27 protein-coding genes are annotated in these 24853 nt (G+C 69.9%); 14 read left to right on the top strand and 13 right to left on the bottom strand.

The features are described 5' to 3' along the window. Nucleotides 1-9: 9 nt before the first annotated feature. From AC07DO_RS18450 to hutI, 3 genes are all read left to right on the top strand, one after another. Entirely contained in the window at nt 10-1212 is a 1203-nt protein-coding gene (locus tag AC07DO_RS18450; RefSeq protein WP_479061585.1) for an allantoate amidohydrolase, read from the top strand. Further along, nucleotides 1209-2561 (top strand): formimidoylglutamate deiminase, encoded by a 1353-nt coding sequence (locus AC07DO_RS18445; protein ID WP_479061583.1) that lies wholly within the window; start codon nt 1209-1211, stop codon nt 2559-2561. Before AC07DO_RS18450 ends, AC07DO_RS18445 begins: the two co-directional genes overlap by 4 nt. 151 nt (nt 2562-2712) lie before the next feature. Beyond that, the gene (gene hutI / locus AC07DO_RS18440; RefSeq protein WP_479060832.1) at nt 2713-3888 is read left to right on the top strand and encodes an imidazolonepropionase; all 1176 of its coding nucleotides are present in this window, start codon (nt 2713-2715) and stop codon (nt 3886-3888) included. A 39-nt stretch (nt 3889-3927) separates the two neighbouring features. Here hutI and AC07DO_RS18435 read toward each other — a convergent pair whose 3' ends face one another. Continuing rightward, complete coding sequence (locus AC07DO_RS18435) at nt 3928-4716, bottom strand: SDR family NAD(P)-dependent oxidoreductase (protein WP_479060830.1); 789 nt, start codon at nt 4714-4716, stop codon at nt 3928-3930. Between the two features lie 87 nt (nt 4717-4803). Here AC07DO_RS18435 and AC07DO_RS18430 point away from each other — a divergent pair, with 87 nt between their 5' ends. Beyond that, entirely contained in the window at nt 4804-5673 is an 870-nt protein-coding gene (locus AC07DO_RS18430) for a helix-turn-helix transcriptional regulator (protein ID WP_479060828.1), read from the top strand. 32 nt (nt 5674-5705) lie between these two features. Here AC07DO_RS18430 and AC07DO_RS18425 read toward each other — a convergent pair whose 3' ends face one another. From AC07DO_RS18425 to AC07DO_RS18385, 9 genes are all read right to left on the bottom strand, one after another. Next, nucleotides 5706-6116: a VOC family protein gene (locus AC07DO_RS18425; protein ID WP_479060826.1), complete on the bottom strand. Its 411-nt coding sequence runs from the start codon at nt 6114-6116 to the stop codon at nt 5706-5708. Then, the gene (locus AC07DO_RS18420) at nt 6100-7287 is read right to left on the bottom strand and encodes a methyltransferase domain-containing protein (RefSeq protein WP_479060824.1); all 1188 of its coding nucleotides are present in this window, start codon (nt 7285-7287) and stop codon (nt 6100-6102) included. The genes AC07DO_RS18425 and AC07DO_RS18420 overlap by 17 nt, the downstream gene beginning before the upstream one ends. A gap of 141 nt (nt 7288-7428) precedes the next feature. Further along, entirely contained in the window at nt 7429-8049 is a 621-nt protein-coding gene (locus AC07DO_RS18415; RefSeq protein ID WP_479060823.1) for a DUF5753 domain-containing protein, read from the bottom strand. Between the two features lie 40 nt (nt 8050-8089). Further along, nucleotides 8090-8587 carry a hypothetical protein gene (locus AC07DO_RS18410; protein WP_479060822.1) on the bottom strand — a complete coding sequence of 166 codons (498 nt, stop codon included), beginning with the start codon at nt 8585-8587 and terminating at the stop codon, nt 8090-8092. Between the two features lie 103 nt (nt 8588-8690). Beyond that, entirely contained in the window at nt 8691-8927 is a 237-nt protein-coding gene (locus AC07DO_RS18405) for a DUF397 domain-containing protein (RefSeq protein ID WP_479060821.1), read from the bottom strand. A gap of 89 nt (nt 8928-9016) precedes the next feature. Next, on the bottom strand, nt 9017-9865 hold the full coding sequence (locus AC07DO_RS18400) for a helix-turn-helix domain-containing protein (protein WP_479060820.1): 849 nt from the start codon (nt 9863-9865) through the stop codon (nt 9017-9019). Further along, nucleotides 9849-10385, bottom strand: coding sequence for a DUF6879 family protein (locus tag AC07DO_RS18395; protein WP_479060819.1), 537 nt, complete (start codon nt 10383-10385; stop codon nt 9849-9851). The genes AC07DO_RS18400 and AC07DO_RS18395 overlap by 17 nt, the downstream gene beginning before the upstream one ends. 368 nt (nt 10386-10753) lie before the next feature. Further along, complete coding sequence (locus AC07DO_RS18390) at nt 10754-11266, bottom strand: DUF5753 domain-containing protein (protein ID WP_479061582.1); 513 nt, start codon at nt 11264-11266, stop codon at nt 10754-10756. Nucleotides 11267-11278: 12 nt separating this feature from the next. After that, nucleotides 11279-11605: a helix-turn-helix domain-containing protein gene (locus AC07DO_RS18385; RefSeq protein WP_479060817.1), complete on the bottom strand. Its 327-nt coding sequence runs from the start codon at nt 11603-11605 to the stop codon at nt 11279-11281. Between the two features lie 2 nt (nt 11606-11607). Here AC07DO_RS18385 and AC07DO_RS18380 point away from each other — a divergent pair, with 2 nt between their 5' ends. From AC07DO_RS18380 to AC07DO_RS18370, 3 genes are read left to right on the top strand one after another with little or no spacing between them, the layout of a single operon-like run. Next, nucleotides 11608-12123, top strand: a complete 516-nt coding sequence (locus tag AC07DO_RS18380) for an ATP-binding protein (RefSeq protein WP_479060816.1) — start codon at nt 11608-11610, stop codon at nt 12121-12123. Nucleotides 12124-12127: 4 nt separating this feature from the next. Beyond that, nucleotides 12128-12394 (top strand): hypothetical protein, encoded by a 267-nt coding sequence (locus AC07DO_RS18375; RefSeq protein ID WP_479060814.1) that lies wholly within the window; start codon nt 12128-12130, stop codon nt 12392-12394. A gap of 14 nt (nt 12395-12408) precedes the next feature. Next, nucleotides 12409-13107 carry an aspartate/glutamate racemase family protein gene (locus AC07DO_RS18370; RefSeq protein WP_479061580.1) on the top strand — a complete coding sequence of 233 codons (699 nt, stop codon included), beginning with the start codon at nt 12409-12411 and terminating at the stop codon, nt 13105-13107. Between the two features lie 81 nt (nt 13108-13188). Here the strand turns inward: AC07DO_RS18370 and AC07DO_RS18365 are convergent, their stop codons facing one another. Next, complete coding sequence (locus tag AC07DO_RS18365; RefSeq protein WP_479060812.1) at nt 13189-14151, bottom strand: RNA polymerase sigma factor SigF; 963 nt, start codon at nt 14149-14151, stop codon at nt 13189-13191. Between the two features lie 238 nt (nt 14152-14389). Between AC07DO_RS18365 and AC07DO_RS18360 the strand changes: the two genes are divergently transcribed. The 6 genes from AC07DO_RS18360 to AC07DO_RS18335 all read left to right on the top strand — a co-directional run bounded on the left by AC07DO_RS18360 (nt 14390) and on the right by AC07DO_RS18335 (nt 20483). After that, a complete protein-coding gene (locus tag AC07DO_RS18360) occupies nt 14390-14752 on the top strand; it encodes an STAS domain-containing protein (protein ID WP_479060811.1) in 363 nt (120 codons plus the stop codon). A gap of 251 nt (nt 14753-15003) precedes the next feature. After that, a complete protein-coding gene (locus tag AC07DO_RS18355; protein WP_479060809.1) occupies nt 15004-15513 on the top strand; it encodes an ATP-binding protein in 510 nt (169 codons plus the stop codon). A 290-nt stretch (nt 15514-15803) separates the two neighbouring features. Beyond that, nucleotides 15804-16568 (top strand): LPXTG cell wall anchor domain-containing protein, encoded by a 765-nt coding sequence (locus AC07DO_RS18350; RefSeq protein ID WP_479060807.1) that lies wholly within the window; start codon nt 15804-15806, stop codon nt 16566-16568. Between the two features lie 53 nt (nt 16569-16621). Continuing rightward, on the top strand, nt 16622-17677 hold the full coding sequence (locus AC07DO_RS18345; protein ID WP_479060806.1) for a hypothetical protein: 1056 nt from the start codon (nt 16622-16624) through the stop codon (nt 17675-17677). A gap of 71 nt (nt 17678-17748) precedes the next feature. Continuing rightward, nucleotides 17749-19101, top strand: a complete 1353-nt coding sequence (locus AC07DO_RS18340; RefSeq protein WP_479060805.1) for a hypothetical protein — start codon at nt 17749-17751, stop codon at nt 19099-19101. Then, entirely contained in the window at nt 19101-20483 is a 1383-nt protein-coding gene (locus AC07DO_RS18335) for a hypothetical protein (protein ID WP_479061578.1), read from the top strand. The genes AC07DO_RS18340 and AC07DO_RS18335 overlap by 1 nt, the downstream gene beginning before the upstream one ends. 371 nt (nt 20484-20854) lie before the next feature. On the opposite strand, the gene AC07DO_RS18330 is transcribed toward AC07DO_RS18335, so the two are convergent. Further along, nucleotides 20855-21685 (bottom strand): alpha/beta hydrolase family protein, encoded by an 831-nt coding sequence (locus AC07DO_RS18330; protein ID WP_479060804.1) that lies wholly within the window; start codon nt 21683-21685, stop codon nt 20855-20857. 406 nt (nt 21686-22091) lie between these two features. Further along, a complete protein-coding gene (locus AC07DO_RS18325; RefSeq protein ID WP_479060803.1) occupies nt 22092-23618 on the bottom strand; it encodes a peptide MFS transporter in 1527 nt (508 codons plus the stop codon). A 471-nt stretch (nt 23619-24089) separates the two neighbouring features. Here AC07DO_RS18325 and AC07DO_RS18320 point away from each other — a divergent pair, with 471 nt between their 5' ends. Next, entirely contained in the window at nt 24090-24767 is a 678-nt protein-coding gene (locus AC07DO_RS18320; RefSeq protein ID WP_479060801.1) for a response regulator transcription factor, read from the top strand. Nucleotides 24768-24853 lie beyond the last annotated feature (86 nt).

Below are 24853 nucleotides of genomic sequence, written 5' to 3'. Positions count from 1 at the left end.
TTCCACAGCATGTGGGCGGAGCTGCTGCCCATCGGTCGCGACGCCCGCAGCCGCGGCTACCGCCGCTACGCCTGGACCGGCGCCGACGCGGACTGCCGCGCCTGGTTCAAGGCGCAGGCGGACACCCGCGGACTGACCTACGAGCTGGACCGCAACGGCAACCAGTGGGCCTGGCTCGGCGACCCCGCGGCCGGTGACGCCGTCGTCACGGGCTCCCACCTGGACTCGGTCCCGGACGGCGGCGCGTTCGACGGCCCGCTGGGCGTGGTGTCCTCGTTCGCGGCGCTGGACGAACTCCGCGCACGCAAGGCGGAGTTCACCCGCCCCCTCGCGATCGTCAACTTCGGCGACGAGGAGGGCGCCCGCTTCGGCCTGGCCTGCGTGGGCTCCCGGCTCACCGCCGGACAGCTCACCGTCGAGGCCGCGCACAGGCTCACGGACGGCGACGGCGTGACGCTGCCGAGGGCCATGGAGGCGGCGGGCTACGACCCGTACGGCATCGGCCCGGACCCCGAACGCCTCGCCCGCATCGGCGCGTTCGTGGAACTGCACGTGGAACAGGGCCGCGCCCTGGACCTGTCCGGCGACCCGGTCGGCATCGCGTCCGCCATCTGGCCGCACGGCCGCTGGCGCTTCGACTTCCGGGGCGAGGCCAACCACGCGGGCACCACGCGCCTCGTGGACCGCAGGGACCCGATGCTCTCGTACGCGGAGACGGTCCTGGCGGCGCGCCGAGAGGCCGAACTCGCAGGCGCGGTCGCCACGTTCGGCAAGATCTCGGTCGAGCCGAACGGCGTCAACGCGATCCCGTCGCTCGTCCGCGGCTGGCTGGACTCGCGCGCGGCCGACCAGTCGACGCTCGACACGGTCGTCACCGGCATCGAGAAGGCGGCCCGCGAGTACGCGGAGCGGAACGGCATCGACCTCGAAGTCGCCCGCGAATCGTTCACACCGGTGGTCGAGTTCGAGGACGCGCTCCGCGACGAGCTGGGCTCGATCCTCGGCGCACGCGCGGAGCGCCCGCTCCCGGTCCTCGGCACGGGGGCGGGACACGACGCGGGTATTCTGTCCGGCTCGATCCCCACCGCCATGCTGTTCGTACGGAACCCCACGGGTGTCTCGCACTCCCCGGCCGAGTTCGCCGCCGAGGACGACTGCCTGGCCGGGGTGACCGCACTGGCCGACGTACTGGAAGGGCTGGCGTGCAGGTGACGACGGAGACCTACTGGCTGGAGCAGGCCTGGCTCGACACGAACGTCGAGCCGGGCGTCGCGGTCGACGTGGCGGGCGACCGGATCACGGCCGTCCGCAAAGGCGTCGACGCGCCTCCGCCCGGCGCGACGGTCCTGCGCGGCCTGACGCTCCCGGGCCTCGCGAACGCCCACTCGCACGCCTTCCACCGTGCCCTGCGCGGCACGGTCCAGGTCGGCTCCGGCACGTTCTGGACGTGGCGCGAGGTCATGTACTCGGTGGCGGACCGCCTCACCCCCGAGACGTACCACGCGCTGGCGCGGGCCGTGTACGCGGAGATGGCGCTGGCCGGCATCACGACGGTCGGCGAGTTCCACTACCTCCACCACGCGCCGGGCGGCACCCCGTACGCAGATCCGAACGCGATGGGCGAGGCACTGATCCAGGCGGCGGCGGACGCGGGCATCCGCATCACCCTCCTCGACACGGCGTACGTGGCGTCGGGCCTCCTCGACGCGGACCGGGGCAAGGCCCCCGACCGCCACCAGCTGCGCTTCTCCGACGGTACGACCCAGGCGTGGGCGGAGCGGGCGTCGCTCCTCAAGGACCGCCCGCACGCCAGGGTCGGTGCGGCGATCCACTCCGTGCGGGCGGTACCGGCACGGCAGCTGGCCACGGTGGCGGAGTGGTCGTCCGCCCGCACGGCCCCCCTCCACGTCCACCTCTCCGAGCAGACGGCGGAGAACGACGCGTGCATGTCGACACACGGCTGCACGCCCACGCAACTCCTCGCGGACCACGGGGTCCTGGGCCCACGCACGACGGGCATCCACAACACCCACCTCACCGACGAGGACATCGCCCTGCTCGGCGGCTCGTCGTCCGGCACCTGCATGTGCCCGACGACGGAACGCGACCTGGCGGACGGCATCGGCCCGGCGCTCCGCCTCCAGCGGGCGGGCAGCCCCCTCTCCCTGGGCAGCGACAGCCACGCGGTGATCGACATCCTGGAGGAGGCCCGCGCCATGGAGCTGAACGAACGCCTCCGCTCCCACACGCGCGGCCACTGGACGGCGGCGGCGCTGCTCCGCGCGGCAACGGCGGACGGCCACGCGGCGCTGGGCTGGCCCGACGCGGGCACGCTGGAGCGGGGCGCGCTCGCCGACCTCACGACGATCGCCCTGGACTCGGTCCGCACGGCGGGCCCCCTCCCACGCCTGGCGGCGGAGACGGCGGTCTTCGCGGCGACGGCGGCGGACGTCCGCCATACGGTGGTGGGCGGCGCGCATGTCGTACGCGACGGGGAACATGCGCTGGTGCAGGACGTACCGGGGGCATTGACGGAGGCGATCGCGGCGCTGAGAGATTGACGCGTTCCCCGATCCCGCGGATTTCCGGATTTCAGCCCCTCCGGCGTTTGAGGAGCGGGGTCCGGGGCGGAGCCCCGGTTTCGGGAAGGGGCGGGATCGGGGAAGTGATCCCGCTTGAACCCCAGCCCCCACCCACCCCGGGAGACGCCCCATGCCCCGCACCACCCTGATCACCAACATCGCAAGCCTCGTCACGAACGACCCGGCGCAGGGCGACGGAAGCCCCCTGGGCCTCATGACCGACGCGGCCGTAGTCCTCGACGGCGAGACCATCGCCTGGGTGGGCCCGGCAGCCAAGGCCCCGTCGGCAGACGAGACGTACGACGCCGCGGGCCGCGCCGCGATCCCCGGCTTCGTGGACTCCCACTCCCACCTCGTCTTCGCCGGCGACCGCACCCAGGAGTTCAACGCCCGCATGTCGGGCCGCGCGTACGAGGCGGGCGGCATCCGTACGACGGTCGCGGCGACCCGAGCCGCCACGGACGCGACGCTCGAAGCGAACCTCACCCACTACCTCGACGAGGCACTCCGCCAGGGCACGACCACGTTCGAGACGAAGTCGGGCTACGGCCTGAACACGGAGGACGAGTCCCGCGCCCTCCGCATCGCCGCCCGCCACACCGACGAGGTGACGTTCCTCGGCGCGCACATCGTCTCCCCGGACTACGCGGAGGACCCGGCGGCGTACGTGGACCTGGTGACGGGGGAGATGCTGGAGGCCTGCGCCCCCCACGCCCGCTGGATCGACGTCTTCTGCGAGAAGGGCGCGTTCGACGGCGACCAGGCCCGCGCGATCCTGACGGCCGGCAGGGCGAAGGGCCTGCACCCGCGCATCCACGCGAACCAGCTGTCGTACGGCCCCGGAGTGCAGCTGGCGGTGGAACTGGACGCGGCATCGGCGGACCACTGCACGCACCTGACGGACGACGACGTCGACGCGCTCGCCCAGGGCAACACCGTGGCAACCCTTCTCCCCGGCGCCGAGTTCTCCACCCGGGCCGAGTGGCCCGACGCCCGCCGCCTCCTGGACGCGGGCGCGACCGTGGCCCTCTCCACGGACTGCAACCCGGGCTCGTCCTTCACGTCCTCGGTGCCGTTCTGCATCGCCCTGGCCGTAAGGGACATGGGCATGACCCCGGACGAGGCGATCTGGTCGGCGACGGCGGGCGGCGCGGCGGCCCTGCGCAGGAACGACGTGGGCCGGGTGGCGGTAGGGGCCCGAGCGGATTTCGCCCTCCTGAACGCCCCGAGCCACGTCCACCTGGCGTACCGCCCGGGCGTCCCGCTGGTCAGCGAGGTGTGGCGCCGGGGCGCGCGGGTGGCCTGAAGGGGAGGCGGCCCGTGATCAGCTCTCAGAGCTGAGGCCTCAGGCCGCCCACATCCCCCCATCGACCCGCAGCACCGTGCCGGTGACGTACGAGGCCCGGTCGCTCAGCAGCCACGCGGCGGCCTGAGCGATCTCCTCCGGATCGGCGGCACGCCCCAGCGGAGTCTGGGAGTTCAGGTGGTCGATGGTGCCGGGCGACGTGTCGTCCCACTCGCGGAGCATCTCGGTGAGCGTGGTGCCGGGCGCGACGGCGTTGACACGGATGTTCTCGGGCCCGTACGTGACGCCGGCGGACGCGGTGAGGCTGTTGAGCGCCCGCTTCGTCGCCCCGTACACGGGCAGGGCGGGGTTGGCCATGAGGCTCCCGACACTGGACGTGTTGACGATGGCGCCGCGCTCCGCCGTGGCGCGGATGGCGGCGATCTCCGCGTTCATGGCGAGCCACGGCCCCTTGAGGTTCACGCCACAAACACGGTCGAAGTCGTCCTCGGACAACTCGTCCATGGGCCCGGGCGGCTGCCCGGTCGCCCCATTGTTGAAGGCGACATCGAGCCGCCCGTACAGCTCGACGGCCCGTTCAACCGCACGCCGGACACTGACGCCATCGGCAAGATCACACACGACGTACTCGGCGACACCACCACCGCCCCGAATCTCCTCGACCACACCTTTCAACTGCGCCTCGGTACGCGAGGCGAGAACCACCCGGGCCCCTTCCCGGGCAAAGAGCCGGGCGGCGGCGGCACCGATGCCGCGACCGGCACCGGTGACGAGGGCGACTTTGCCGCAGAGCAGACCAGCACCACTGGAATTCGTCATGTCATTCATACCGAGGAGCCTGAGCCGCCCCGCGCCCCCCATCCAGGCCCCACCAGTACCTGGCTGAGCTGCGACGACGCCCGGCACACTGGACCGGTGAACCGACAAGAACGGGAACGTGCACGGGAACGGGACCTGGCGGACTTCCTGCGCAGCCGGCGCGAACGCATCACGCCCGCCGACGTGGGCCTGCCCGCGGGCCCGCGCCGCCGCACGCCGGGCCTGCGCCGCGAGGAGGTGGCGCAGCTGGCGTACATCTCGACGGAGTACTACACGCGTCTGGAACAGGCCCGCGCCCCGCACCCGTCCCGAGAGGTCCTCGCCCAACTCTCCAGGGCCCTCCGCCTGACGGACCCGGAACGCGACCACCTCCACCACCTGGCAGGTGTCCCACCGGCCCCGCCCTCGGGCCCATCGAGGGAGGTGAGGCCGAGCATCACCCAACTCCTGGACAGACTCCCGGAGGCGGCCGCGGTCGTGATGTCGGCGACGTACGAGGTCATAGCCTGGAACAACCTGGCGGCAGCGCTGATGGAGGACTTCTCCCTCCTGTCCCGCCCCGACCGGAACCTGGCCCGCCGCACGTTCCTGGGCCCGCACGAGGACGACCGCCCGCTGTACGGGGTCTCGGACACGGACGAGTTCGCCCGGACGATGGCGCAACACCTCCGGGCGACGGCGGCGCGCTATCCCGACGACCGTGAAGTCCAGACCCTCATCACCGAACTCCGCGCGGGCAGCGCCGAGTTCGCCGCCCACTGGTCGGCCCACGAGGTGGCGACCCGCCCCACCCTCTGCAAGACCTTCCAGCACCCCACGGTCGGCTTCGTGGCCGTCCACTGCGACGTCCTGGACATCACGGACCGCGACCAACGGGTCTTCATCTACACGGCGGCGCCGGGATCGGAGGAGGCGATGCGACTCCTGTCGGTGATCGGCACGCAGCGCATGGACGTACCGGGCTGACGCCCGCACCGCACCGCCGGGAAGACAGCTTGCTAGTCGTGCCGGGGCCAGATGGGGCCCTGGTCAGTCCAGATGACGCCCTTGTTGCGGCAGAGGCAGAAGGGATGGCCGACGGGGTCGGTGTAGACGCGGAAGCCGTAGCCGTTGGGGCCGACCATGTCCTGCTTCAGGGTCGCGCCGAGGGCGAGGACGCGGCTCTGTTCGGCCTCGATGTCGTCGACCTCGAAGTCCAGGTGGAAGTGCTTGGGGTGCTCGCTGCCGGGCCACTGCGGGGCGCGGTAGTCCTCCACCGGGGTGAAGGCCAGCTCGACGTTGCCGAGCTGGATACCGGCCCAGTGCTCGGTGCTGTCCTCCTTGACCGGGACTCCCGTCACCTCGGAGTAGAAGGCTGCCAGCTTCATCGCGTCCGGGCAGTCGATGATGAAGTCAGTTAGTCGTAGCATTCGGCGATCTTGCCACAAGGGGATTCGTCGCTGCGGCTGTTATTGCGCCTGTCGGACGGTCCATCCAGAAGTGCTCGCCTTCCTCGTCGCAGGTGACCCCGAAGCGTGTGTAGTGCGGCTGTCCCGCGAGCCGCCAAGCGCTGTACGCATCGACAAGCTCGCTCCAGAGGTCGCGGTCTCCGTAAACGGTCACCGCGTCCGCCCGCCACCACTCGTCGTGGTCGACGATCGCGACCGACGTCCCCGCCTCGTCCCAGAGCTGTACCTGCTTGTCCTCGCCCTCCCCGCGATGGCAGAGGGATACGTCCGGCAGGTACAGGCCCAGCGTGAAGTCCTGGGCCCAGCCCCGCTCCAGGACCTCCGCGGGGTCGATGGGCGAGGCCTTCTTCCGGCTGTCGGGAGGAGGGGACAGCCGATGCTCGGGGCGATGGCTGCGTACCCACATGTAGCAGGCACCACCGACGAACCGGCCTGACGCGGCCCGTCCCCGCATCCGCAGCCTCAGGAGGCCCCCACGGGCGTAGCGGGTATTGAAAGGCGTCAGGATGATCCCCCCGTCGTTGCACTGCTCGCGCCACTGAAGAGGGATGCTTTGTACGGCTGCCGTCGAGATGATGCGGTCGTAGGGCGCGTTCGCCGCCCACCCCTCCAGGCCGTCGCCGCAAACCGTTGTCGGCGTGTACCCGGCCCCTCGAAGGTTCCTTGCGCCGCCCGCGGCCAGCACCGGATCGAACTCGACCGTCGTCACATGCCCCGTACCGATTCCCACGCCTTCGCTGAGCAGCGCGGAGTCGTAACCCGACGCGGTGCCGATGTGCAGAACCCTGTGGCCGGGTGCGACCGCGAGTTGGTTCAGCTTCTCGAAGACGATGTCCAGCGCCGAGATGGAAGAGCTGAAGTCCCCTGAGACAGGGCCCAGTTCTGCCGTGTCCCCGTCGTTCATCTGGGTGATGAGTGAGCGATGGGTGTTCCACACGGCCCTGCGCCACGCGTCTTCGTCGACCGTCCTGTCGATCACCTCGTGCCGGCCGCGGTCGTCCGTGCCGTACCCCCAGAACGCGTCGGGAACGAAGGCCTCGCGGTCCACAGCGTCGAAGGCCGCCCGAAGCCATGGGGACCGGAACGCCCCCATGACGTCGAGTTCCCGGCGAGCGATTGCCCGGTAGTTCATTCCACCCGCTTACTCGGGCCGCTGCCATCGGGGCTCGGCGGCTCCGGAGGCGGCGTCCACGGCTTGTCGCTCGGCTCGCCCTTGCGCTTGCCCATAGGTCCTCCTTGCGATGTGACCCGCTTCTTTCACCGGAAGTCAGGCTTACGAGCCCAACGCCGCCAGTTCCGCACGCACCAGCGCCTTCGCGTCCTCGCCGTAGACCGCTGACCGCTCCAGAAGGCCGAAGGCCTTCTCGTAGAGCCGGACCTGGGTCTCGTCGGTGAGTGTCGGGGCCTCTCCGAACAGCTCGACCTCGACGCGCTTCCCGTCGAAGATTCCGAAGCTGTTGCCCGGGAACACGTGGAGCCGGGCGCGGCTCGGGACGATCCCGAGTGTTACGCCGGGGAGTGCGAACGACTCGAGGACGCGGCTGAGTTGTCCGCGCATGACGTCGCTGCCACCGATGTTGCAGCGGAGTGCCTGCTCGCCCAGCAGGGTCTTGTACGTCCGCCCGTCCTTGCCGAAAAGCTCCGCGCGCGCCGTCCGTGCTTTGACACCTGCCTCGATGTCCCGCGGCGTCTCGAGGAAGTCGACGACAAGAGTGAGCATGGCTCGCACGTACTCGGGGGTCTGAAGACTTCCCCAGATCACGTCGGGGCAATAGTGCTTGGTTTCCTTGGTCTCCCGCACTAGATCCAGAAACGCTTCCTGCGTCGGTCCCATGCCCTCCCGGTGCAGTTCATCCCAGGTCTTCGCGCGGCCTTCAGGCGTGTCCGCCCTCATGAGTGCTTCCTCTCATTGGTGCCGGTGTGCGCAGATGAAGTCAGTTGTGCGGCCTGCCCTTTGCGTAGGACCCGCCCACAGGGCACGGGAGTGCGGGCAGAGAACGATTCGGGGAGCAGCACACGAGGGCCAAGGACAGGAACGTGGGGCGTTCCAGGTAGCAGCCGTGGGACACGTCCCCTCCCTGACCAAGCCGCTCGGCTGCGGACGCGACGAGCATGGCAAGGCGCCCGCGGTCTCGTCCACCTTTGGAGTCGAAGCGGACGGCGTACTCGGCCAGTTGCGTCCCGAGCCAGTCCGCAGCTTCCTTCGGTCCCTCCCACGTGCCCCGGACCAGCTTTCCAGGCTTGATCAGCCAGTACGCCGTCTCCAGCGGCGGCAGATCCACGGTCGGGAACTCCGCCTTCACTTCCCGGTGACGCAGCACGAGTTCGGGGCGGCTTCCGTCCGGGGGCTGGTGTGGTGGCGGAGGCCGCCGCAGCGCCTCGTCGTCGTACCGCTCTTTGGGACCGGTCCACAAATATCCGTGGTGGTGCACCTGTCGTCCCCTTCGGGGAGTACGGATTACGGAGAGCGATATGGAGTCCGGCCGGTCGCCGCCCGGTGCAGGGAGCGGAGCCCGGCCGGAGGAGCGTGAGCGGTCAGGTGGAGAGCCCGAACCGCGCCGGGTTGATGCCGGCGGCGTCCAGCTCAGCCGTGGTGAAACGCAGTGGTTCGGCGCCGGGCCGCTTGCTGTCACCCACGGCCCAAGTGCCCTCGCCGATCTTCGCGAGGGTCACACACGCTTCACCGTCCGGGTGAGTGTTGCCACCGCAAGCCTTGTTGGCCACAAGGGATGTGGGGAGCGGGATGCTGTACAGGTCGGTTTCGCTATACATTGCCGCACCTTCCTATTTCTGGGAGATCTGTCGGGTCTGTGCGAACCCATGGTGACGCCCCCGTCGGACGATGTGGAGTTTCAGTTGCGTCATCGCATAAATTCTTCAGCGGCGTCATTGAGGTAATGGGAAACCTCGTCACCGGTGATGGCGTGAGACCAGAACAGCTCAAATAGGTGCAGGTGTTGCGATACGTCCCGTGGGTCGCGCAGCACGACCTCTCCGGAGAAGAGTTCGACTGTTACCAGGCGGTCGTCGTATACGACGAAGATGTTCATCGGGGTGCCTGATACCCGCACTTCCTGCGGGACTATTCCGATCTCAACGTTGGGTTTCCTGTTGACCTCCGCCATATGTGCACATTGTGCCGCCATGGTTTCGGTGCTCGCCCGTCGCCACTTGACAGCCTGCTCGGTCATCAAGAACCAGAATGAGCGCGATGTGTCGTCCAGGATGGCCTGCCGATCCATGCGGGCCTGTACGGCTCTGCCGACATCCCTCGCGGGATCGCTGCCCACCGATGGTGACAGCGTCTCCGTGGCGTACTCGCGGACATGTAGAAGTCCGGTAGGGATGGCAGGTAGGAAGTGCCGCATCACTCGCGAGGACGACTCAAGTGCTTTGAGTTCCCCTTGCTTGTGGTGAAGGCCAACGCGCGCATATGCGCGCCAAGATGCGTAATCAACATTCGCTCTGCGTGCCAGTCGTATCAGTTCGCCTGCGACCTCGTCGGGCACTGACAAAGCCTTGAGGATCCGCTCGACGTCGATGACCGTGGGCAACGCGCGACCGGTTTCGATACGGCTGATCTTCGTCTGGCTCATGTTGCAACGCAGTGCCAGACGTTCTCCACTGAGACCGGAAGCGAGACGGAGACCCCGCAGGGTCTCCGCCAGATCCTTCCGTTCTCGTGCTTGTTTCTCAGGTTCGATAGGCACTGAACGGTATGGCGCTTTCCAGGGCGAGGTCGCGCCAGGCGAGGTACTTGCCCATGTCGGGGTTCTGGACGAGTTCGCGGTTGATCTGTGTGCCGTCGGGACGGTAATTGAGGTGTACGACGGTCGTTTCGTCGAACATCCAGAAGTCCTGCTCGGGAAGTCCAGGATTCGGTCGGTCCGTCACGTCGACTATCCGGTAGTCCTCCCCAGCGGCGACGTTTCCAGGGATGCACCACTCGAACAGATACCTGCTGTACGGCGTGAGCGGCCGATGCACGATCTTTGCGCGTGTCATCGTCCGACCGGCCGACGCGTGATCTCTGATAGTGCGGTGCCACGACGTGTTGAAGGCCTCGGGCCTTTCGGCCCCGGCAAGAAATGCGCGGACCGTCGAGGCCTCGGCGGGCATGGTGTACGTCTGATGCACTTCGAGCCGGAAGGCGGAACGCTTGAAGTCGCGGAAGTATGCTTGCCACGCGTCGCCGTCCAGCAGTACGGGGCTAGAGCCATCCACGGGCACGAGCCGCCTCCTTCAGGATGTCTTCCGGGATCAGTACGACCGATTCACCCTCGGGCGTCGGGTGAGCCATGTCGTATCCCTGGATCGCCAGCATTGCGGGGTCCAACGTCTCGTACACGGTCGGGCAGTCACCGTTCCCGCACTTGTCGTCGTCACTCCTGCACGAGCCACCGGCAATCATCCGCAGTTCATTCACTGAGCGCCTCCGGTTCTTGTAGCCAGAAAGCTACGGACAGTCATGCCCGGACTGCAAGGCGCCCAGCAGTTCAGTCACGTTGTCGCATAGAACCGTGGCGGGGTCATCCTCCAGACAGAGGCCGCCGGATCCGTTGCTGTAGCTGCTCTTGCGCCAGTGGAGGGCGCCGAAGTCAATCGGGGTGCTTGCCATTTGCGTAGTCCTCCGCTGCTTTCGCGATCATCTTCAGGGATTGCTCGGGCGGCAAGGCTGCGGCTTTCAGGCGGCCGTACGCGCTGGTGTACTGGTGCACGAGTTCGGGCTCGTCGATGATCTGCCCGCTGTACATGCCCTCGGTATACATGACCGGTGGCTCGTCGCTGAACGTCATGAGCCAGGTCGTACCCATCATGAACGGGTGCGCTCCGGAGTTCCACGGAAGGATCTGTGGAATCAACCGGCGCCGTTCGGCGACGGTGACGATGTGAGCCAGCTGTTCCGCCATCGCGTCTCCCGTGATGATCGGTTGTCGCAGAACCGACTCGTGCAGCACGAGCCAGCACTCGGGTCCCTTCGCGTCTTCGAAGACCCACGCCCGCTCGCGCCGGGCCTCGACCTTGGCCTTGGTCGCCTCTTCGGTCTCGCGAGGGTGGGCGGCGTGAACGACGGCACGGATGTAAGGCTCCAGCTGAAGGGGACCAGGGATCAGAGTGGGGTTCTACTCCTCGATCTCCTTGGCGCGTGCTTCCATCTCGGCGACGTGGGCGAAGTACTCGGCGTGCTTGCTCCTGCGGGCTTTGTGCACGTCCGCGCAGCGGCGTTCGAAGAAGCCGTCCGTCCGCAGGAACTGGTCTACGTGGCGGGCCAGTTCAACCGGCATCCGACGCTGCCCGCGCTCGATCTCGCTCAGATACGTAGCGCCGAAGTAGCTGCCCTCCACCGTCTCCTGGAGCGTGCGGCCCGCCGCTTCCCGTTTCCAGCGCAGCTCCTTGCCGTAGAAGGCGGGCACGCTCGCCGAGCCGTCGATGTCCTTGCGTACCGCCACAGTTGACCGCCTTCCACACTTCGCACTGTGGAACCCAAACCCCTGTCACGTTACGCCGCGCGACGCCACTGTGTGACCGAACCATCACAGAGTGCACGGAAGGCGTTCCCCCATGCAAGAGCCACCCCCCCGCCCCGGCCCCCACATCCCCGCCCCCCTTCGAACTCTCCCTGCTGGCCGTCCCAAAGGCCGTCCCCGAGATCCGTCGCACCCTGAGTGAGCACCCCCACGGCAGCCCCCACCCCGACGTACAACTCTGCGTCAGCGAGCTGCTCAGCAACGTGATCCGGCACCTCGGCGAGGGGACACCCGTCACCGTCCGCCTCACCACCTCCCGCGACCGCATCCGCGTGGCCGTCACCGACCCGGACCCCCGCGCCTGGCCGCTCCTCCGCAGCGCGGGCCGCGACGACGAGACGGGAAGAGGGCTCGCCCTGCTCGACGCCGGCTCGCTGCGGTGGGGCGTGGAGCAGGGGCCCGACAGCAAGACCGTCTGGTGCGAACTGGGGGAGGGGTAGGCACGTGCTGCGCCGCCTCTTGAGTCGACTCCTGCCCGGCACGGGTACGCGCCGCGCGCCGAGGGAGGGGGAGGAGGAGGGGGAGGGGGAGTGTGAGTGCCGGCCGCAGGCCCGCCCCGGGGCCCGCGACCTCCGGCCCCGCAGCCCGTACGCCCGCGAAGTCACCGAAGACCGCACCGTCGACGTCACCGGCGTCCCCCTCACCCGCCCCTATCTCGCCCATCTCGGGGCCCTCCGCCATGCGGAGCCGTCCGGCATCCTGGCCCCATGAAGACCACTGGCCCCATGAAGACCATCGGCCTCATCGGCGGCATGAGCTGGGAGTCCAGCGCCGAGTACTACCGATTGCTCAACGAACTCGTACGGGACCGGCTCGGCGGGCTGCACTCGGCGCGGTGCGTGCTGTACTCCGTCGACTTCGCCGAGATCGAGCAGCTCCAAGTACAGGGGGAGTGGGCGCGGGCCGGCGAGGTTCTCGGTGCCGCCGCCAAGGGCGTCGAGGCCGCCGGTGCCGAGCTCGTTCTCCTCTGCACCAACACCATGCACAAGGTCGCCGACCAGGTGCAGGCCGCGATCTCCGTGCCGCTGCTGCACCTCGGGGACGCCACCGCCGAAGCCGTACGCCGAGCGGGCATCACCCGCGTCGGGCTGCTCGGGACCGCGTTCACCATGGAGCAGGACTTCTACCGTGAGCGGCTGGCGCAGCACGGCCTTGACGTGATCGTGCCGGACGACGCCGGGCGGGCCCTCGTCCACCGCGTCATCTACAAAGAGCTGTGCCTCGGCGTCGTACGCGAGGAGTCCCGTGCCGCGTACCAGGAGGTCATCCGGAGCCTGGTCGACAGAGGCACGCAGGGCGTCATCCTCGGGTGCACCGAGATCGAGCTGCTCATCGGGCAGGAGCACAGCCCCGTACCCGTGTTTCCGACCACCCGTCTCCACGCCGAAGCCGCGATCGACGCCGCACTCGCCGGCAGCGGGTGACGGGACGTCAGTAGGGCCCGCCCCTTCAAGGGGCGGGCCCTACAGCGGCGTTCGCGCGCTGACGCACAGCGCGGCGCCACCTCACTCCTCGACCGTAAGTCCCTTGCGGAGCTTGACGAGAGTCCGCGACAACAGTCGCGAAACGTGCATCTGCGAGATGCCGAGCTCCTCGCCGATCTCCGACTGCGTCATGTTCGCGACGAAACGGAGGGAGAGGATCTTGCGGTCGCGCGGGGGGAGTTCGGCGATGAGGGGCTTGAGGGACTCGACGTACTCGATGCCCTCCAGGCCGTGGTCCTCGTACCCGATGCGGTCCGCGAGCGCGCCTTCGGAGTCGTCCTCCTCGGGCTGCGCGTCCAGGGAGCTCGCCGTGTAGGCGTTGGACGCCGCCATGCCCTCGACGACCTCCTCGTTGGAGATGCCCAGGCGCTCGGCGAGCTCGCCCACCGTGGGGGCGCGATCGAACTGCTGGGCGAGTTCGTCGCCCGCCTTGGCGAGGTCCAGTCGGAGTTCCTGGAGACGGCGCGGGACGCGCACCGACCAGCTGGTGTCGCGGAAGAAGCGCTTGATCTCGCCGACGATCGTCGGCATGGCGAAGGTGGGGAACTCGACGCCGCGGCTGAGTTCGAAGCGGTCGATCGCCTTGATGAGGCCGATCGTGCCGACCTGGATGATGTCCTCCATGGGCTCGCTGCGGGAGCGGAACCGGGAGGCGGCGAACTTCACCAGGGCGAGGTTCAGTTCGACCAGGGTGTTGCGGACGTACGCGTATTCGTGCGTGCCTTCTTCGAGGGATTCCAGGCGCTCGAAGAGGGTCTTGGACAGGGCCCTCGCGTCCAGCGGCGCCACCTCGTCGTACGGCGGGATCTCGGGGAGACCGTCGAGGCCGTCGTAGGTGTCCTCGGCGATTTCGTGGGCACCCTGAGTCGGGACGGACTCGTTGGCGGGGGCCGGGATCTCGGGGGCGGAGCGGTGCGGCGGGAGTGTCGACGTCGCCTGGTCAGTATGCGATTCGTCGAGCCGGGGTGACATGGTGTCCTCCATCGTTCTCGGCATATGGCTGCCGATGCCAATACGTGCACTGCGGTGTGCGGCGCCTCCAAAGCCGTCCGTGTCGATTGATGTCTCTTCTACCCCTACCCGCTTCCGCGCTCCGGTCGCAAGTGCGTTCTGAGGCTAAATGTCCGAATTCGGGGGGATGTTCGGGTACCCCGGAGCGCCAGGAGGGCGTAATGTTCAGGGGCGTCATCAACAGCAACGACGGTCGGAAGAGAGAGACGGCATGGACCGCGGGACGGTCGGCAGCGCACACAGGGGCCGGCTTCTGGTCGAAGTCCGGAAGGTGGGCGCGAGTGCCGTCGTGACCCCGGCGGGTGAGTTGGATCACCACACCGCCGACGTGTTGCGCGAACCACTCGAGAATTGCCTGGCGGACGGCTACGCACGGCTTGTCGTCGACTGCTCACGCCTTGAGTTCTGTGATTCCACGGGACTCAACGTGCTCCTCGGCGCCCGGCTCAAGGCCGAGGCCGCGGGCGGCGGCGTTCATCTGGCCGGGATGCTTCCGGTGGTCGCCAGGGTCTTCGAGATCACCGGCGCGGAAGCGGTCTTCACCGTCCATGACAACCTCGAAGCGGCCCTCTGAGAGTGACTCCGAAGCGGTCGTGCGAGAAAATGTCGTGGTCACACGCGAAAGTTATGCGTCAGTTGTCTCTGTGTGATCATGGCGTTACCAGCGTCACACGGGCCGTGCCGAACTAGTGGGTGTTCTCACGGTTCGTCCGGGCAGGAGAGACCTGGATCCCGCAGTCGGCGATCCGCGGAGTCAACAGTCAGAACGGCAAGCAGCAGCCGATGTATCCAGTCCAGTCCTCCTGTCGGTGAGGTGAAGCGCTGATGAGCACCACCCGGCCTTACTCGCCGGGCGACCGCGGCCCGGAGTCCGAGGCCGCAGTCGCGGACGCTCCCGCGGAGCGGGCCTCGCACGCGCCCGCCGCCCGGCAGGTCCGCAGACTGAGCCTGAACGGCGCGAGCGGCATCGTCCCGCTCGCCCGCGACTACACGCGCGAGGCGCTGCACGCGTGGGGCTGGCTCCCCGCGGAGAGCGCCGACCGGCGCGCGGCCGCCGAGGACGTGCTCCTCGTCGTCTCCGAGCTGGTGACCAACGCCTGCCTGCACGCCGAGGGGCCCGACGAGCTCTGGCTGTCCTCCGACGGCAAGGTGCTGCGCATCGAGGTCTCCGACCGCGGTACGGGACAGCCCGCGCCGCGCACCCCGCACCGCGCCGGGCGGCCCGGTGGGCACGGCATGTTCATCGTGCAGCGGCTCTGCCTGGACTGGGGTGTCGTCCGCAGCCCCGGAGTCGCGGGCAAGACGGTCTGGGCGGAGGTGGGGGCGCCCGCGTAGTCCGCGGGCCCTCGCACGGGCACTTGCCCAGGCCCTCGCATAGGCCCTGACCCAGGCCCTCGCACGGGTCCTGGCCCGGCAGTCGCACGACCCCTCGGCTCTGCCCAGCAGCGTTACCCACGGTTACAGACAGTTCGTACACGCGCCGGATCACCACGGATCCGGCGCGTATTTTGTCTTCCCTCGTCAAGGTCCCCGGCGTACCTTGAGCGCCCAATCTGATGTGCCGTCAGTAACACCCGTAACTCCGCACCGCGGCACGCCACGACCGGCATGAGGGGACAAACGAGGTGTCGCACACGAAAAAATCGGCCGCGCTCGCGCTCGCCACCGTCCTGGCCGGCGGCTCAGCGGTGCTGCTGGCCGCCCCCGCCGCGCAGGCCACCGTCCAGGACGTCAACTACCAGTGCAAGACGCCGATCGGGGACAAGAGCGCCGTCTCGCCGATCGACATCAAGAGCGTCAAGAGCGGCAGCGGCTACAAGCTCACCATGTCCTTCCAGAAGGGCGTCTCCTCCAGCCCCGTGGAGCTCGGCAAGGGCGCGATGAAGCCGAGCGCGGTGATCAAGCTGGGTGGCGCCGAGAGCGGGACGGTGCCGGTGTCCGGCGCCACGAACGCCGAGGCCATCCCCGCCAACACCCCCATCAAGATCAGTGACCTCTCCGGGACGTACACGCCCAAGAAGAGCGGCAAGGTCACGTTCACCGCCGGCGTCCTCACGATCAAGGCCCTCGGTACGACCACGACGTGCACGCCGTCCAACAATCCCAAGCCGTCCCTCGAACTGGACGTCAAGGGATCCGGGGGTTCCGGGGGTTCCGGAGGATCCGGAGGCGGGTCGGACGGGGGCTCCGATGCGGGGGGCAGCGGTACGTCCGGCGGCTCCGGCACCACGGGCGGCTCCGACAGCGCGCCCTCCGGCGGCGAGCTCCCGCAGACCGGCCCCGCGGACTCCGCCGTCGCACTCGGCACCCTCGGCGGCACGGTGCTGCTCGCGGGAGCGGCCGGGGCGCTGTGGCTGACGCGCAGGAACCAGGCGGCTCGCTCGCGGTAGGCCTGCCGGACGACTACGCGAGCCAGGTCCCGCAGGAAGGTCAGGAGCCGCCGATGACGTTTTCCGCGCGAGGTGCGCTGTGCGCGGCTGCTCGGACGCTGGTGGTGGCGTCGGCTCTGGCACTGGCGCCGGTGGTGGCGGCCGTCGGCGCCGGTCCCGCGCACGCGGACGATGGTGGCGGTGGCGACGGCCCGGCCGCGTGGTCCGTCGCGCCCTCGTCCGGCGGCGGCACCCGGCCCGCGAAGGACGGGCGGCCCTCCTTCTACGCGGAGGGCACCCCCGGAGCCGTGCTCCGGGACACCCTCTCCGTCACCAACCCGGGACCGAAGCCCCGCACGGTCACCCTGCGGGGCGCGGATGCCCGCAACACCGGCTCCGGGGCGTTCTCCGTCACCCCGGCCAAGGGCACGCCGAAGGACACCGGGGCGTGGATCAGTTTCGCGAAACGCCAGGTCAAGGTGCCTGCGCGGACTCGCGCCGAGGTGCCGTTCACGATCACCGTCCCCACGGACGCGATGCCCGGCGACCACCCGGGGGCCATCGTCGCGAGCGGCGGCGGCCGCACCGTGGGCGTACGCGTGGACCTGCGGGTCGACGGGCCGACACTCTCCGCGCTCACCGTCGAACGCGTCGACGTCGACACCGACGCGGGCAGCATCTCGTACGACCTGGTCAACCGCGGCAACACCGTGCTGACGCCGAAGCTCGCGGTGCACGCGGACGGTGCCCTCGGCACCCTCCTCGACCGCCCCGCGCGCACACTGCCCGTCGAGCTGCTGCCCGGGCGCCGGGTCTCCCTGACCGAGCCGTGGCCAGACGCCCCGGCGCTTGACGCGGTCGACGTCGAGCTGACGGCCACGGCGGCGGGCGGCGCCCGCGGCACCGCCACGGCCTCGGCCCGCTTCGTGCCGTGGGGCGCCGTGGCGGGCGGGGGAGCGCTGCTGCTCGCGGCGGCGGGCGGGGCGCTGCATCTCGTACGCGGACGGGGGCTGCATCTCGTACGCGGACGGGGGCGGCGGCGTACGGAGGAGCCTGCGCAGGGCGGTGGCGCCGAACAGGCGGGCGCGACGCGGGAGTTGGCGCGAGCGGGGACGGGAGACGAACTGTGAACGGTACGAACGGGCCCGGCCCGGGGGCGCGTGGGCGAGGGGGAGCGGGAGGGGGAGCGGTGGTGCCGGTGATGCCGGTGATGCAGGTGGTTCCGGTGGTGCAGGTGGTTCCGGTGGTGCGGGGGGTGTCGTCGGTACGGGTGGTGTCGGTGGTGTCGCGGGTACGGGTGGCGCCGGTGGTTTCGGCGGTACGGGTGGTGGCGGCGGTACGGGGGGCTCTGGCCGTCCTCGCCTCCCTGGTCCTCCTCGGCCTCGCGCTGCTGCCGCTGTCCCCGGTGGCCGCCGCCGCGGACGGGCCCACCGTGAAGCTCTCGGCGTCCCAGGCGGGCAAGGGCGGGTCCGTCACCGTCAAGGGCGCGGGGTGGCGGCCCGACGCCCTCCTGATGATGCTCGTCTGCGGTCAGTCGGCGCCCGGCAAGGGCGTCGTCGGCGGCACGAACTCGTGCGCGAACTCCGACGGCCGCGCCGTCACCACGGACGACGACGGAGCCTTCAGCAAGAAGCTCCCCGTCGCCGAGCCGCCGGAGCCCTGCCCCTGTGTCGTCCACGTGGCCACGGTGACGGGTGAGAAACAGCAGGTCGACGCGGTACTGAAGGTCGCGGGCCACCCCGTGAAGGCGCTGCCCGAGCAGGCGAGCGGCGGCAAGCTGTCCGTCCTGACGGACACCGCTCTGGAGGGGTCCGGAGGGGTGCTCACCTGGTTCGGTGCCCCGCCGCGGCGCACGCTCGAATTCACCGTCGGCAACGTCGGCTCGGCGCCGGTGAAGGACCCCGTCTTCCAGGTCGGCACGTCCCACGGCGTGTTCGCGCCGCAGTGGGAGGAGCAGCAGTGGCGCGGCACGATCGCTCCCGGCAAGAAGGCGCAGATCAAGCTGCCGGTGGGGCTTTCGGCGGGGGCGCACGGGGACTACCTGGTCTCGCTGAAGTTCGGCGGGAAGGTCCTCGCCGAACAGCCGTGGGGCGTGGGGCGCCCGTGGGGCGTGACGCTCTTCTGGATCCTGCTCTGCGTCGTCGTGCCCGCGGCCGTCTTCCGTATCGGCATGGCGGTCGTGGACCGGTTCCGGCCGCACCGGCGCGGCGCCTCCCGGTCGGGCCGCCGCCGCGGTGCTCGCTTCGCCGAACTGGCGCGGCGTGTGCCGCGGTTGCGGATGCCGCAGGGGGCGGTCGACGCGGACCGGAAGGGGCGGGCGTCGCACGCGGCGCGTACGCCCGGCAGAAATCCCGCGGGGGCGGCGGGCACGGGCGGTACGGGTGGAGCGGGCGGTGTGGGCGGTACGGGTGGTTCGGGCGAACCGACGGCTACCGCCCCCGGCCCCGCCACCGCCGCCCTGCCCTGGTTCACCCCCGACACAGACCCCGGCGGCGCACCCGCAGGCCGGCTCTCCGCACCGTCCGACGACAGTCCGACGAAGGGAACCACGTGATCACGCAACGACGGAGAGCGGGCGCGGCCTCGGTCGCGCTCCTGCTGGGCGGAGCGGGCATCCTGCTGACCGCGGGGCCCGCGCACGCCGCCGCGGCCGCCGGAGCCACCGCGGTCGCCTACAAGACGGAGTGCATCCCGCCGCCGATCTCCAACCTGCCGCCCGTGCAGGGCACGACCCAGGTCGAGATCACCGCGCCCGCGACGGCGAAGGTGGGCGACGAGGTCGACGTCGTGTGGAAGACGACGCAGGCCGCGTCCAAGAACCCGGACGTCCTGGACCTCGGCGAGAACACCGTGCAGCCGACCGGCACGATCAAGCTGGGCGGCGGTCAGACGGGCGACCTGAAGATGACGGGTGAGCGCAAGAACCCGCCCATCAAGAAGAACAGCCCCATGATCCTCTCCGACATGAAGGGCAAGCTGAAGCTGACGGCGGCGGGCGAGGTGACGCTGACGCCGGACGCGTACAACATCAACGTCAACAAGCCGATCTCGACGGACACGAAGTGCACGCCCAAGGAGCAGGTGGGGGCGGGCGCGACGATCAAGGTGACGGCGGCGGGCGGCAGTTCGGGCGGTTCGACGGGTGGTTCGTCGGGCGGTACGACGGCGGGGTCTTCCGGCGGCTCCACGGGTGGCTCGACCGGCGGCTCGACGGGTGGCTCGGCCGGCGGGAACGCGGGCGGCTCCTCCTCCGGCGGGGGTGGCGGGCAGACCGACTTCCCCGGCAAGGAGGTCCAGACCCCGTACAAGTGCAAGACACCCATCGGCGACAAGGAAGCGACCTCGCCGGTCCAGATCAACGCCAGGAAGAACGGCGGGAGTTACGGCCTGACCGTGCAGTTCAAGAAGGCGGTGATGGACAGCCCGGCGGACATCCCCGCGGACTCCGTGAAGCCGTCGATGGAGGTCGCGCTGGGCGGTGCGGACAAGGGCACGGTGCATGTGGAGGGGCCGACCAACAAGGAGCCGATCAAGTCGGGCGACCCGATGACGATTCCGGACCTGACCGGGACGTACAAGCCGGGGGCGGACGGCAGGTCAACGCTGTCGCCGGGGGTCCTGACGGTGAAGGCGCTGGGCACGACGACGACGTGTACACCGGCGAAGGCGGAGGTCTCCCTCGAACTCGACACGTCCGCGCAGCCGGGCGGGGCGGCGGGGGGTTCCTCCGGTACGGGTGGTTCCGGTACGGGGGGTTCGGGGACGGCGGGGGGCTCGTCCGCGACGGGCGGCTCCGCGTCGGGCGGCGGCCTCGCGGAGACGGGGGCGGGCGACCACGGAACGCTGCGGGCGCTCGGGCTGGTCGCCGGCACGGTGATCCTCCTCGGCGGAGCGGTCTTCACCTTCCTCCCCAGGCGCCGGGGAGGCCTGCGCTGACGTTGCGCTGGGCGGGTGCGGGGTCTGCTGCTGGCCGTCGTGGCTGATCGCGCAGTTCCCCGCGCCCCTTAACGGCACGTCCGTGCGGGTTGCGTAGCGGGTGACCTGCGCCCCGGTTCCGCCCAGGGGCGCGGGGAACTGCGCGAGCGGCCCCACGATGGGCCGCAGCCGCCGTTGCACCGCTGTGGGCAGACGGGTCTGCGGGTTGTGGGTGGCTGGGCGCGCAGTTCCCCGCGCCCCTGGGTAAACCTCCGTGCGGGGAGTGTTGCGTGGCGGGTGGGGCGAGCCCTGGTTCCGGCTAGGGGCGCGGGGAACCGCGCGAGCAACCGAAGGCGGCCCGCAGACGACCCCGAGACGTTCCGGAACCGGGCTCACGCGTGTGTTCGTAGCCAGCGCAGGACTGACTGGGCCATCCCCGGGCCCCGGAGGAGCGGGCCCCCGTGCGCGGAGCCCGGCACCGTGCGGACGGTGACGTCGCCGAGGCCCGCGCCCCGCTCCGCACCCGCCAGCTCCGACGAGTGCGTCCGCGGAACGAAGTCCCCCGCCGAGTGGACCAGGAGGAGCGGCGCGTCGTCCGCCCCTGACGCGTGGGACGCGACCGACAGGTCCGCCCACCGCGCCCGGCACGCCCGCCCCGCCCCGTCCCCCGGCACGCACCCCGCGAGCCGCACCGCCGCCCTCCGCAGCGCCCGCCGCTCCGCGGACGCCCCCGGCCTCGCCCCGTCGCGCCACGCCCGCCGCGGCGACGCCACCGGCGACAGCGCGACCACACCCGGCGTCCGCGCCCGCCCCGCCCCGTACGCCCCGGCCTGCAGCGCGAGGTGCCCGCCCGCCGAGGAGCCGAGTACGAGGGGCCGCCGTCCGTCCTCCCGCAGCCGCACCCAGCGCAGCGCCGCGAGGACGTCGTCGCGCTGCGCGGGCCAGACCGCGTCCGAGGTCAGGCGGTAGTCGGTGTCGTACACGGTGAACCCGCGCGCCGCGAACCACCGCGCCCAGCCGCTCCAGTCGGTGTCCTTCGACCAGTAGCCGCCGTGCACGATGACGAGCGGGGTGCCGCCGTCGCCGTACACCGTGATGTTCTGGCGGGGGTGTGCCCCGTAGTGGAAGAGCTGCCCGTGCGGCGGCTCGGGGGCCGCCTCGGCGGCGGCACTGGACGACAGCAGCGCCCCGCAGAGGGCCAGGCTGAGCAACGTACGACGCATGGCGAGATGCTGCACCGCGCGGGCGCCCGCTTCCCGCGCAACCCCTGCGCACCACCTGTGCGAGTGGCAGAGCGTTCCTCTGTTCGCCCGCACCCCTCCCCCCGAACGGCCATGAACGCGGAGAGGGCCGCTGCTCGGGGGCGGTCGCCGTCGCAGTGATCATCGCTGTCCTCGCGGGCCTGGGAATCTGGATGCCCCGCAAGAAGGTCGAGGAACTCAATTGTTCAGGTCCACGCCCAGCTGCGGCGAGGTCAGCAGGCCCGCACTCGGGTGTGAGTGCCCGTCAGCTCCAAGGACCGGCCCGGCCCGCCGCGGGGCATGGTCATCGCGCCACACGAATGAAAGTGGTGGCCCCGTCGGCATGTGCAGACGAGGCCACCACGGAGGGATCAAGGTGAACGGTGGATCAGCGCACGTCGCCCATGAGCCCGCTGACCTTCTTGCGCGCCATGTAGACCGAGATGCCCGCGAGCACCGCGGCCGTGGCCTCCAGAGCGACCATGCCCCGGCCGTTGAGGTCGACGCCGGCGATGGCGAGCATGCCGGTCACACTGTCGCCCGCGGTGACGGCGAGGAAGAAGACACCCATCATCTGGGAGGCGTACTTCGCGGGCGCCATCTTCGTGGTCAGGGAGAGACCCACGGGGGACAGGCACAGTTCGGCGACCGTGTGCATCAGGAAGATCAGCACCAGCCACCACATGGTGACCTTCGTGTCGCCGGTGGCCATGCCCATCGGGACGAGGAACACGAAGAACGAGGCGCCGGCCATCACCAGGGCGAAGGAGAACTTCACGATGGTGCTGGGCTCGCGGTTGCTGCGGGCCATCTTGATCCACAGCGCGGCGAAGACCGGGGCGAGCAGCATGATGAAGCCCGGGTTCAGCGACTGGAACAGGGTGTTCGGCATCTCCCAGCCGAAGATGTCCCGGGAGGTGTGGGAGTCACCGAAGAGGGACAGCGTCGACGCGCCCTGGTCGAAGATCATCCAGAAGATCGCGGCGGCCACGAAGAACCAGATGAACGCCGTCATCTTCGTCTGCTCTTCGGTGTTGAGCTCCTTGTCCCGCTTGATCTTGACCAGGACCGCGACGGGGATCAGCAGACCGGCGACGGTGATCGGGAGCAGCGCCCAGTTCAGGGTCAGGCGGTAGACGTCGGTGAAGGCCACGACGAGGTAGCACGCCGCGATGACGGCGACGGCGCCCAGCGTCTTGACGATGACGCCGCGCTTTTCCTCGGCCGACAGCGGGTTCGGGACCAGGCTGCTCTCCGCGGAGAGGTGCCGGGAACCGACCATGAACTGGATCGCGCCGAGCGCCATGCCGACGGCGGCCAGGCCGAAGCCCAGGTGCCAGTTTACCTTCTCGCCGAGGATGCCGATGGCGAAGGGCGCGGCGAAGGCACCGAGGTTGATGCCCATGTAGAAGATGGTGAAGCCACCGTCGCGACGGAGGTCCTTCGGGTCGCTGTAGAGCTGGCCGACCATCGTCGAGATGTTGGCCTTCAGGAGACCCGAGCCGACCGCGACCAGGGCCAGGCCGACGAAGAACATCACCGAGCTCGGCAGGGCCAGGCACACATGGCCGGCGACGATCACGCAGCTCGCGATCGCGACGGTCTTGCGGGCGCCCCAGACGCGGTCGCCGATCCAGCCGCCGGGCATGGCCATGAGGTAGACCATGGCCACGTAGACGGAGTAGATGGCCGTGGCGGCCGCCGCGGTGTACGCGAGACCGCCGCCCTGGCTGCCGGTGGCCGCGTCGGCGCCGCCGGAGACCAGGTAGAGCACGAGCAGAGCGCGCATGCCGTAGTAGGAGAACCGCTCCCACATCTCGGTCATGAACAGAGTGGCCAGTCCGCGGGGGTGGCCGAAGAAGGTCTTCTCGGAGCCAGGGGTGCTGGCGGAGTCCTTCGTCAGGCTGGACGCCATGGGTCGATCCTCGTGGGTTCGGGACGCGCGCGGCAGGAGCGTGAGCGCGCCCGGTGGGGGGCGGTCGGCACCGTCGTCATGGCCGCCCACCCCCACGCCCAGGGGGAGTTCACCCCGCTGAAGAGGCGAGGGGCGGTGACTCCGGGATCCACACCCTGGCGCATCCTCGCGCACAGGGCCCGACCACAGGTCATTCCTTTCAAGGCTGGCCGAAGCCGGCCCGCACATAAAAGAGACCTAAGGCGCGCACAGCGGGCCAAAGGTCCTTGAGTAGTGCATCAGGCGTTGGGTCACCATACGACACGTCAGGGAGGCATATGGAAGGACTTGAGAGATGGATCACAGGTGTCGCTGCAACCAACGGCACACATTCAAAGGTGTTTCACAGAATTGCTTCCCATAGCCGCAGGGTCGCTCCCACACTCTGCGATCACCTCCCTGACGTTGTCCACTGCGGACTACCATCACCCCATGACCCGTGTACTGCTCGCCGAGGACGACGCGTCCATCTCGGAGCCGCTGGCCCGTGCCCTGCGCAGGGAGGGTTACGAGGTCGAAGTCCGTGAGGACGGCCCGACCGCCCTCGACGCAGGCCTGCAGGGCGGCGTCGACCTTGTCGTACTCGACCTGGGGCTGCCCGGCATGGACGGCCTGGAGGTCGCCCGCCGGCTGCGGGCCGACGGGCTCACGGTGCCGATCCTGATCCTGACCGCGCGCGCCGACGAGGTGGACACGGTCGTCGGTCTGGACGCGGGAGCCGATGACTACGTGACCAAGCCCTTCCGGCTCGCCGAGCTCCTCGCCCGGGTCCGGGCGCTGCTGCGGCGCGGCGCCACGGAGCAGAAGGAGGCGCCCGCCACGCACGGCGTGCGGATCGACGTCGAGTCGCACCGGGCGTGGATGGGCGACGAGGAGCTCCAGCTCACCGCGAAGGAGTTCGACCTGCTCCGGGTCCTGGTGCGGGACGCGGGCCGGGTCGTCACGCGCGACCAGCTGATGCGGGAGGTCTGGGACACGACGTGGTGGTCCTCCACGAAGACCCTCGACATGCACATCTCCTGGCTCCGCAAGAAGCTCGGCGACGACGCGGCGAATCCTCGCTACATCGCGACGGTACGGGGCGTCGGTTTCCGCTTCGAGAAGAGCTGACGTCACCCCTGCGGGGGCGGTGCGCGAAGTCTCCCCAGGGGCGCGGGGAACTGCGCGCTCGGCCACGACGGACCCGCGGACGCGTC

The organism is Streptomyces sp. NPDC045678 (assembly GCF_056432085.1).
This window is presented reverse-complemented; position numbering and strand designations above follow the sequence as displayed.

Coding starts and splice junctions, on each gene's coding strand:
- AC07DO_RS18450 (WP_479061585.1), top strand. CDS start 10: ATGTGGGCGGAGCTGCTGCCCATCGGTCGCGACGCCCGCAGCCGCGGC.
- hutI (WP_479060832.1), top strand. CDS start 2,713: ATGCCCCGCACCACCCTGATCACCAACATCGCAAGCCTCGTCACGAAC.
- AC07DO_RS18435 (WP_479060830.1), bottom strand. CDS start 4,716: ATGAATGACATGACGAATTCCAGTGGTGCTGGTCTGCTCTGCGGCAAA.
- AC07DO_RS18425 (WP_479060826.1), bottom strand. CDS start 6,116: ATGCTACGACTAACTGACTTCATCATCGACTGCCCGGACGCGATGAAG.
- AC07DO_RS18420 (WP_479060824.1), bottom strand. CDS start 7,287: ATGAACTACCGGGCAATCGCTCGCCGGGAACTCGACGTCATGGGGGCG.
- AC07DO_RS18415 (WP_479060823.1), bottom strand. CDS start 8,049: ATGAGGGCGGACACGCCTGAAGGCCGCGCGAAGACCTGGGATGAACTG.
- AC07DO_RS18405 (WP_479060821.1), bottom strand. CDS start 8,927: ATGTATAGCGAAACCGACCTGTACAGCATCCCGCTCCCCACATCCCTT.
- AC07DO_RS18370 (WP_479061580.1), top strand. CDS start 12,409: ATGAAGACCATCGGCCTCATCGGCGGCATGAGCTGGGAGTCCAGCGCC.
- AC07DO_RS18365 (WP_479060812.1), bottom strand. CDS start 14,151: ATGGAGGACACCATGTCACCCCGGCTCGACGAATCGCATACTGACCAG.
- AC07DO_RS18360 (WP_479060811.1), top strand. CDS start 14,390: ATGGACCGCGGGACGGTCGGCAGCGCACACAGGGGCCGGCTTCTGGTC.
- AC07DO_RS18355 (WP_479060809.1), top strand. CDS start 15,004: ATGAGCACCACCCGGCCTTACTCGCCGGGCGACCGCGGCCCGGAGTCC.
- AC07DO_RS18345 (WP_479060806.1), top strand. CDS start 16,622: ATGACGTTTTCCGCGCGAGGTGCGCTGTGCGCGGCTGCTCGGACGCTG.
- AC07DO_RS18340 (WP_479060805.1), top strand. CDS start 17,749: ATGCCGGTGATGCAGGTGGTTCCGGTGGTGCAGGTGGTTCCGGTGGTG.
- AC07DO_RS18330 (WP_479060804.1), bottom strand. CDS start 21,685: ATGCGTCGTACGTTGCTCAGCCTGGCCCTCTGCGGGGCGCTGCTGTCG.
- AC07DO_RS18325 (WP_479060803.1), bottom strand. CDS start 23,618: ATGGCGTCCAGCCTGACGAAGGACTCCGCCAGCACCCCTGGCTCCGAG.
- AC07DO_RS18320 (WP_479060801.1), top strand. CDS start 24,090: ATGACCCGTGTACTGCTCGCCGAGGACGACGCGTCCATCTCGGAGCCG.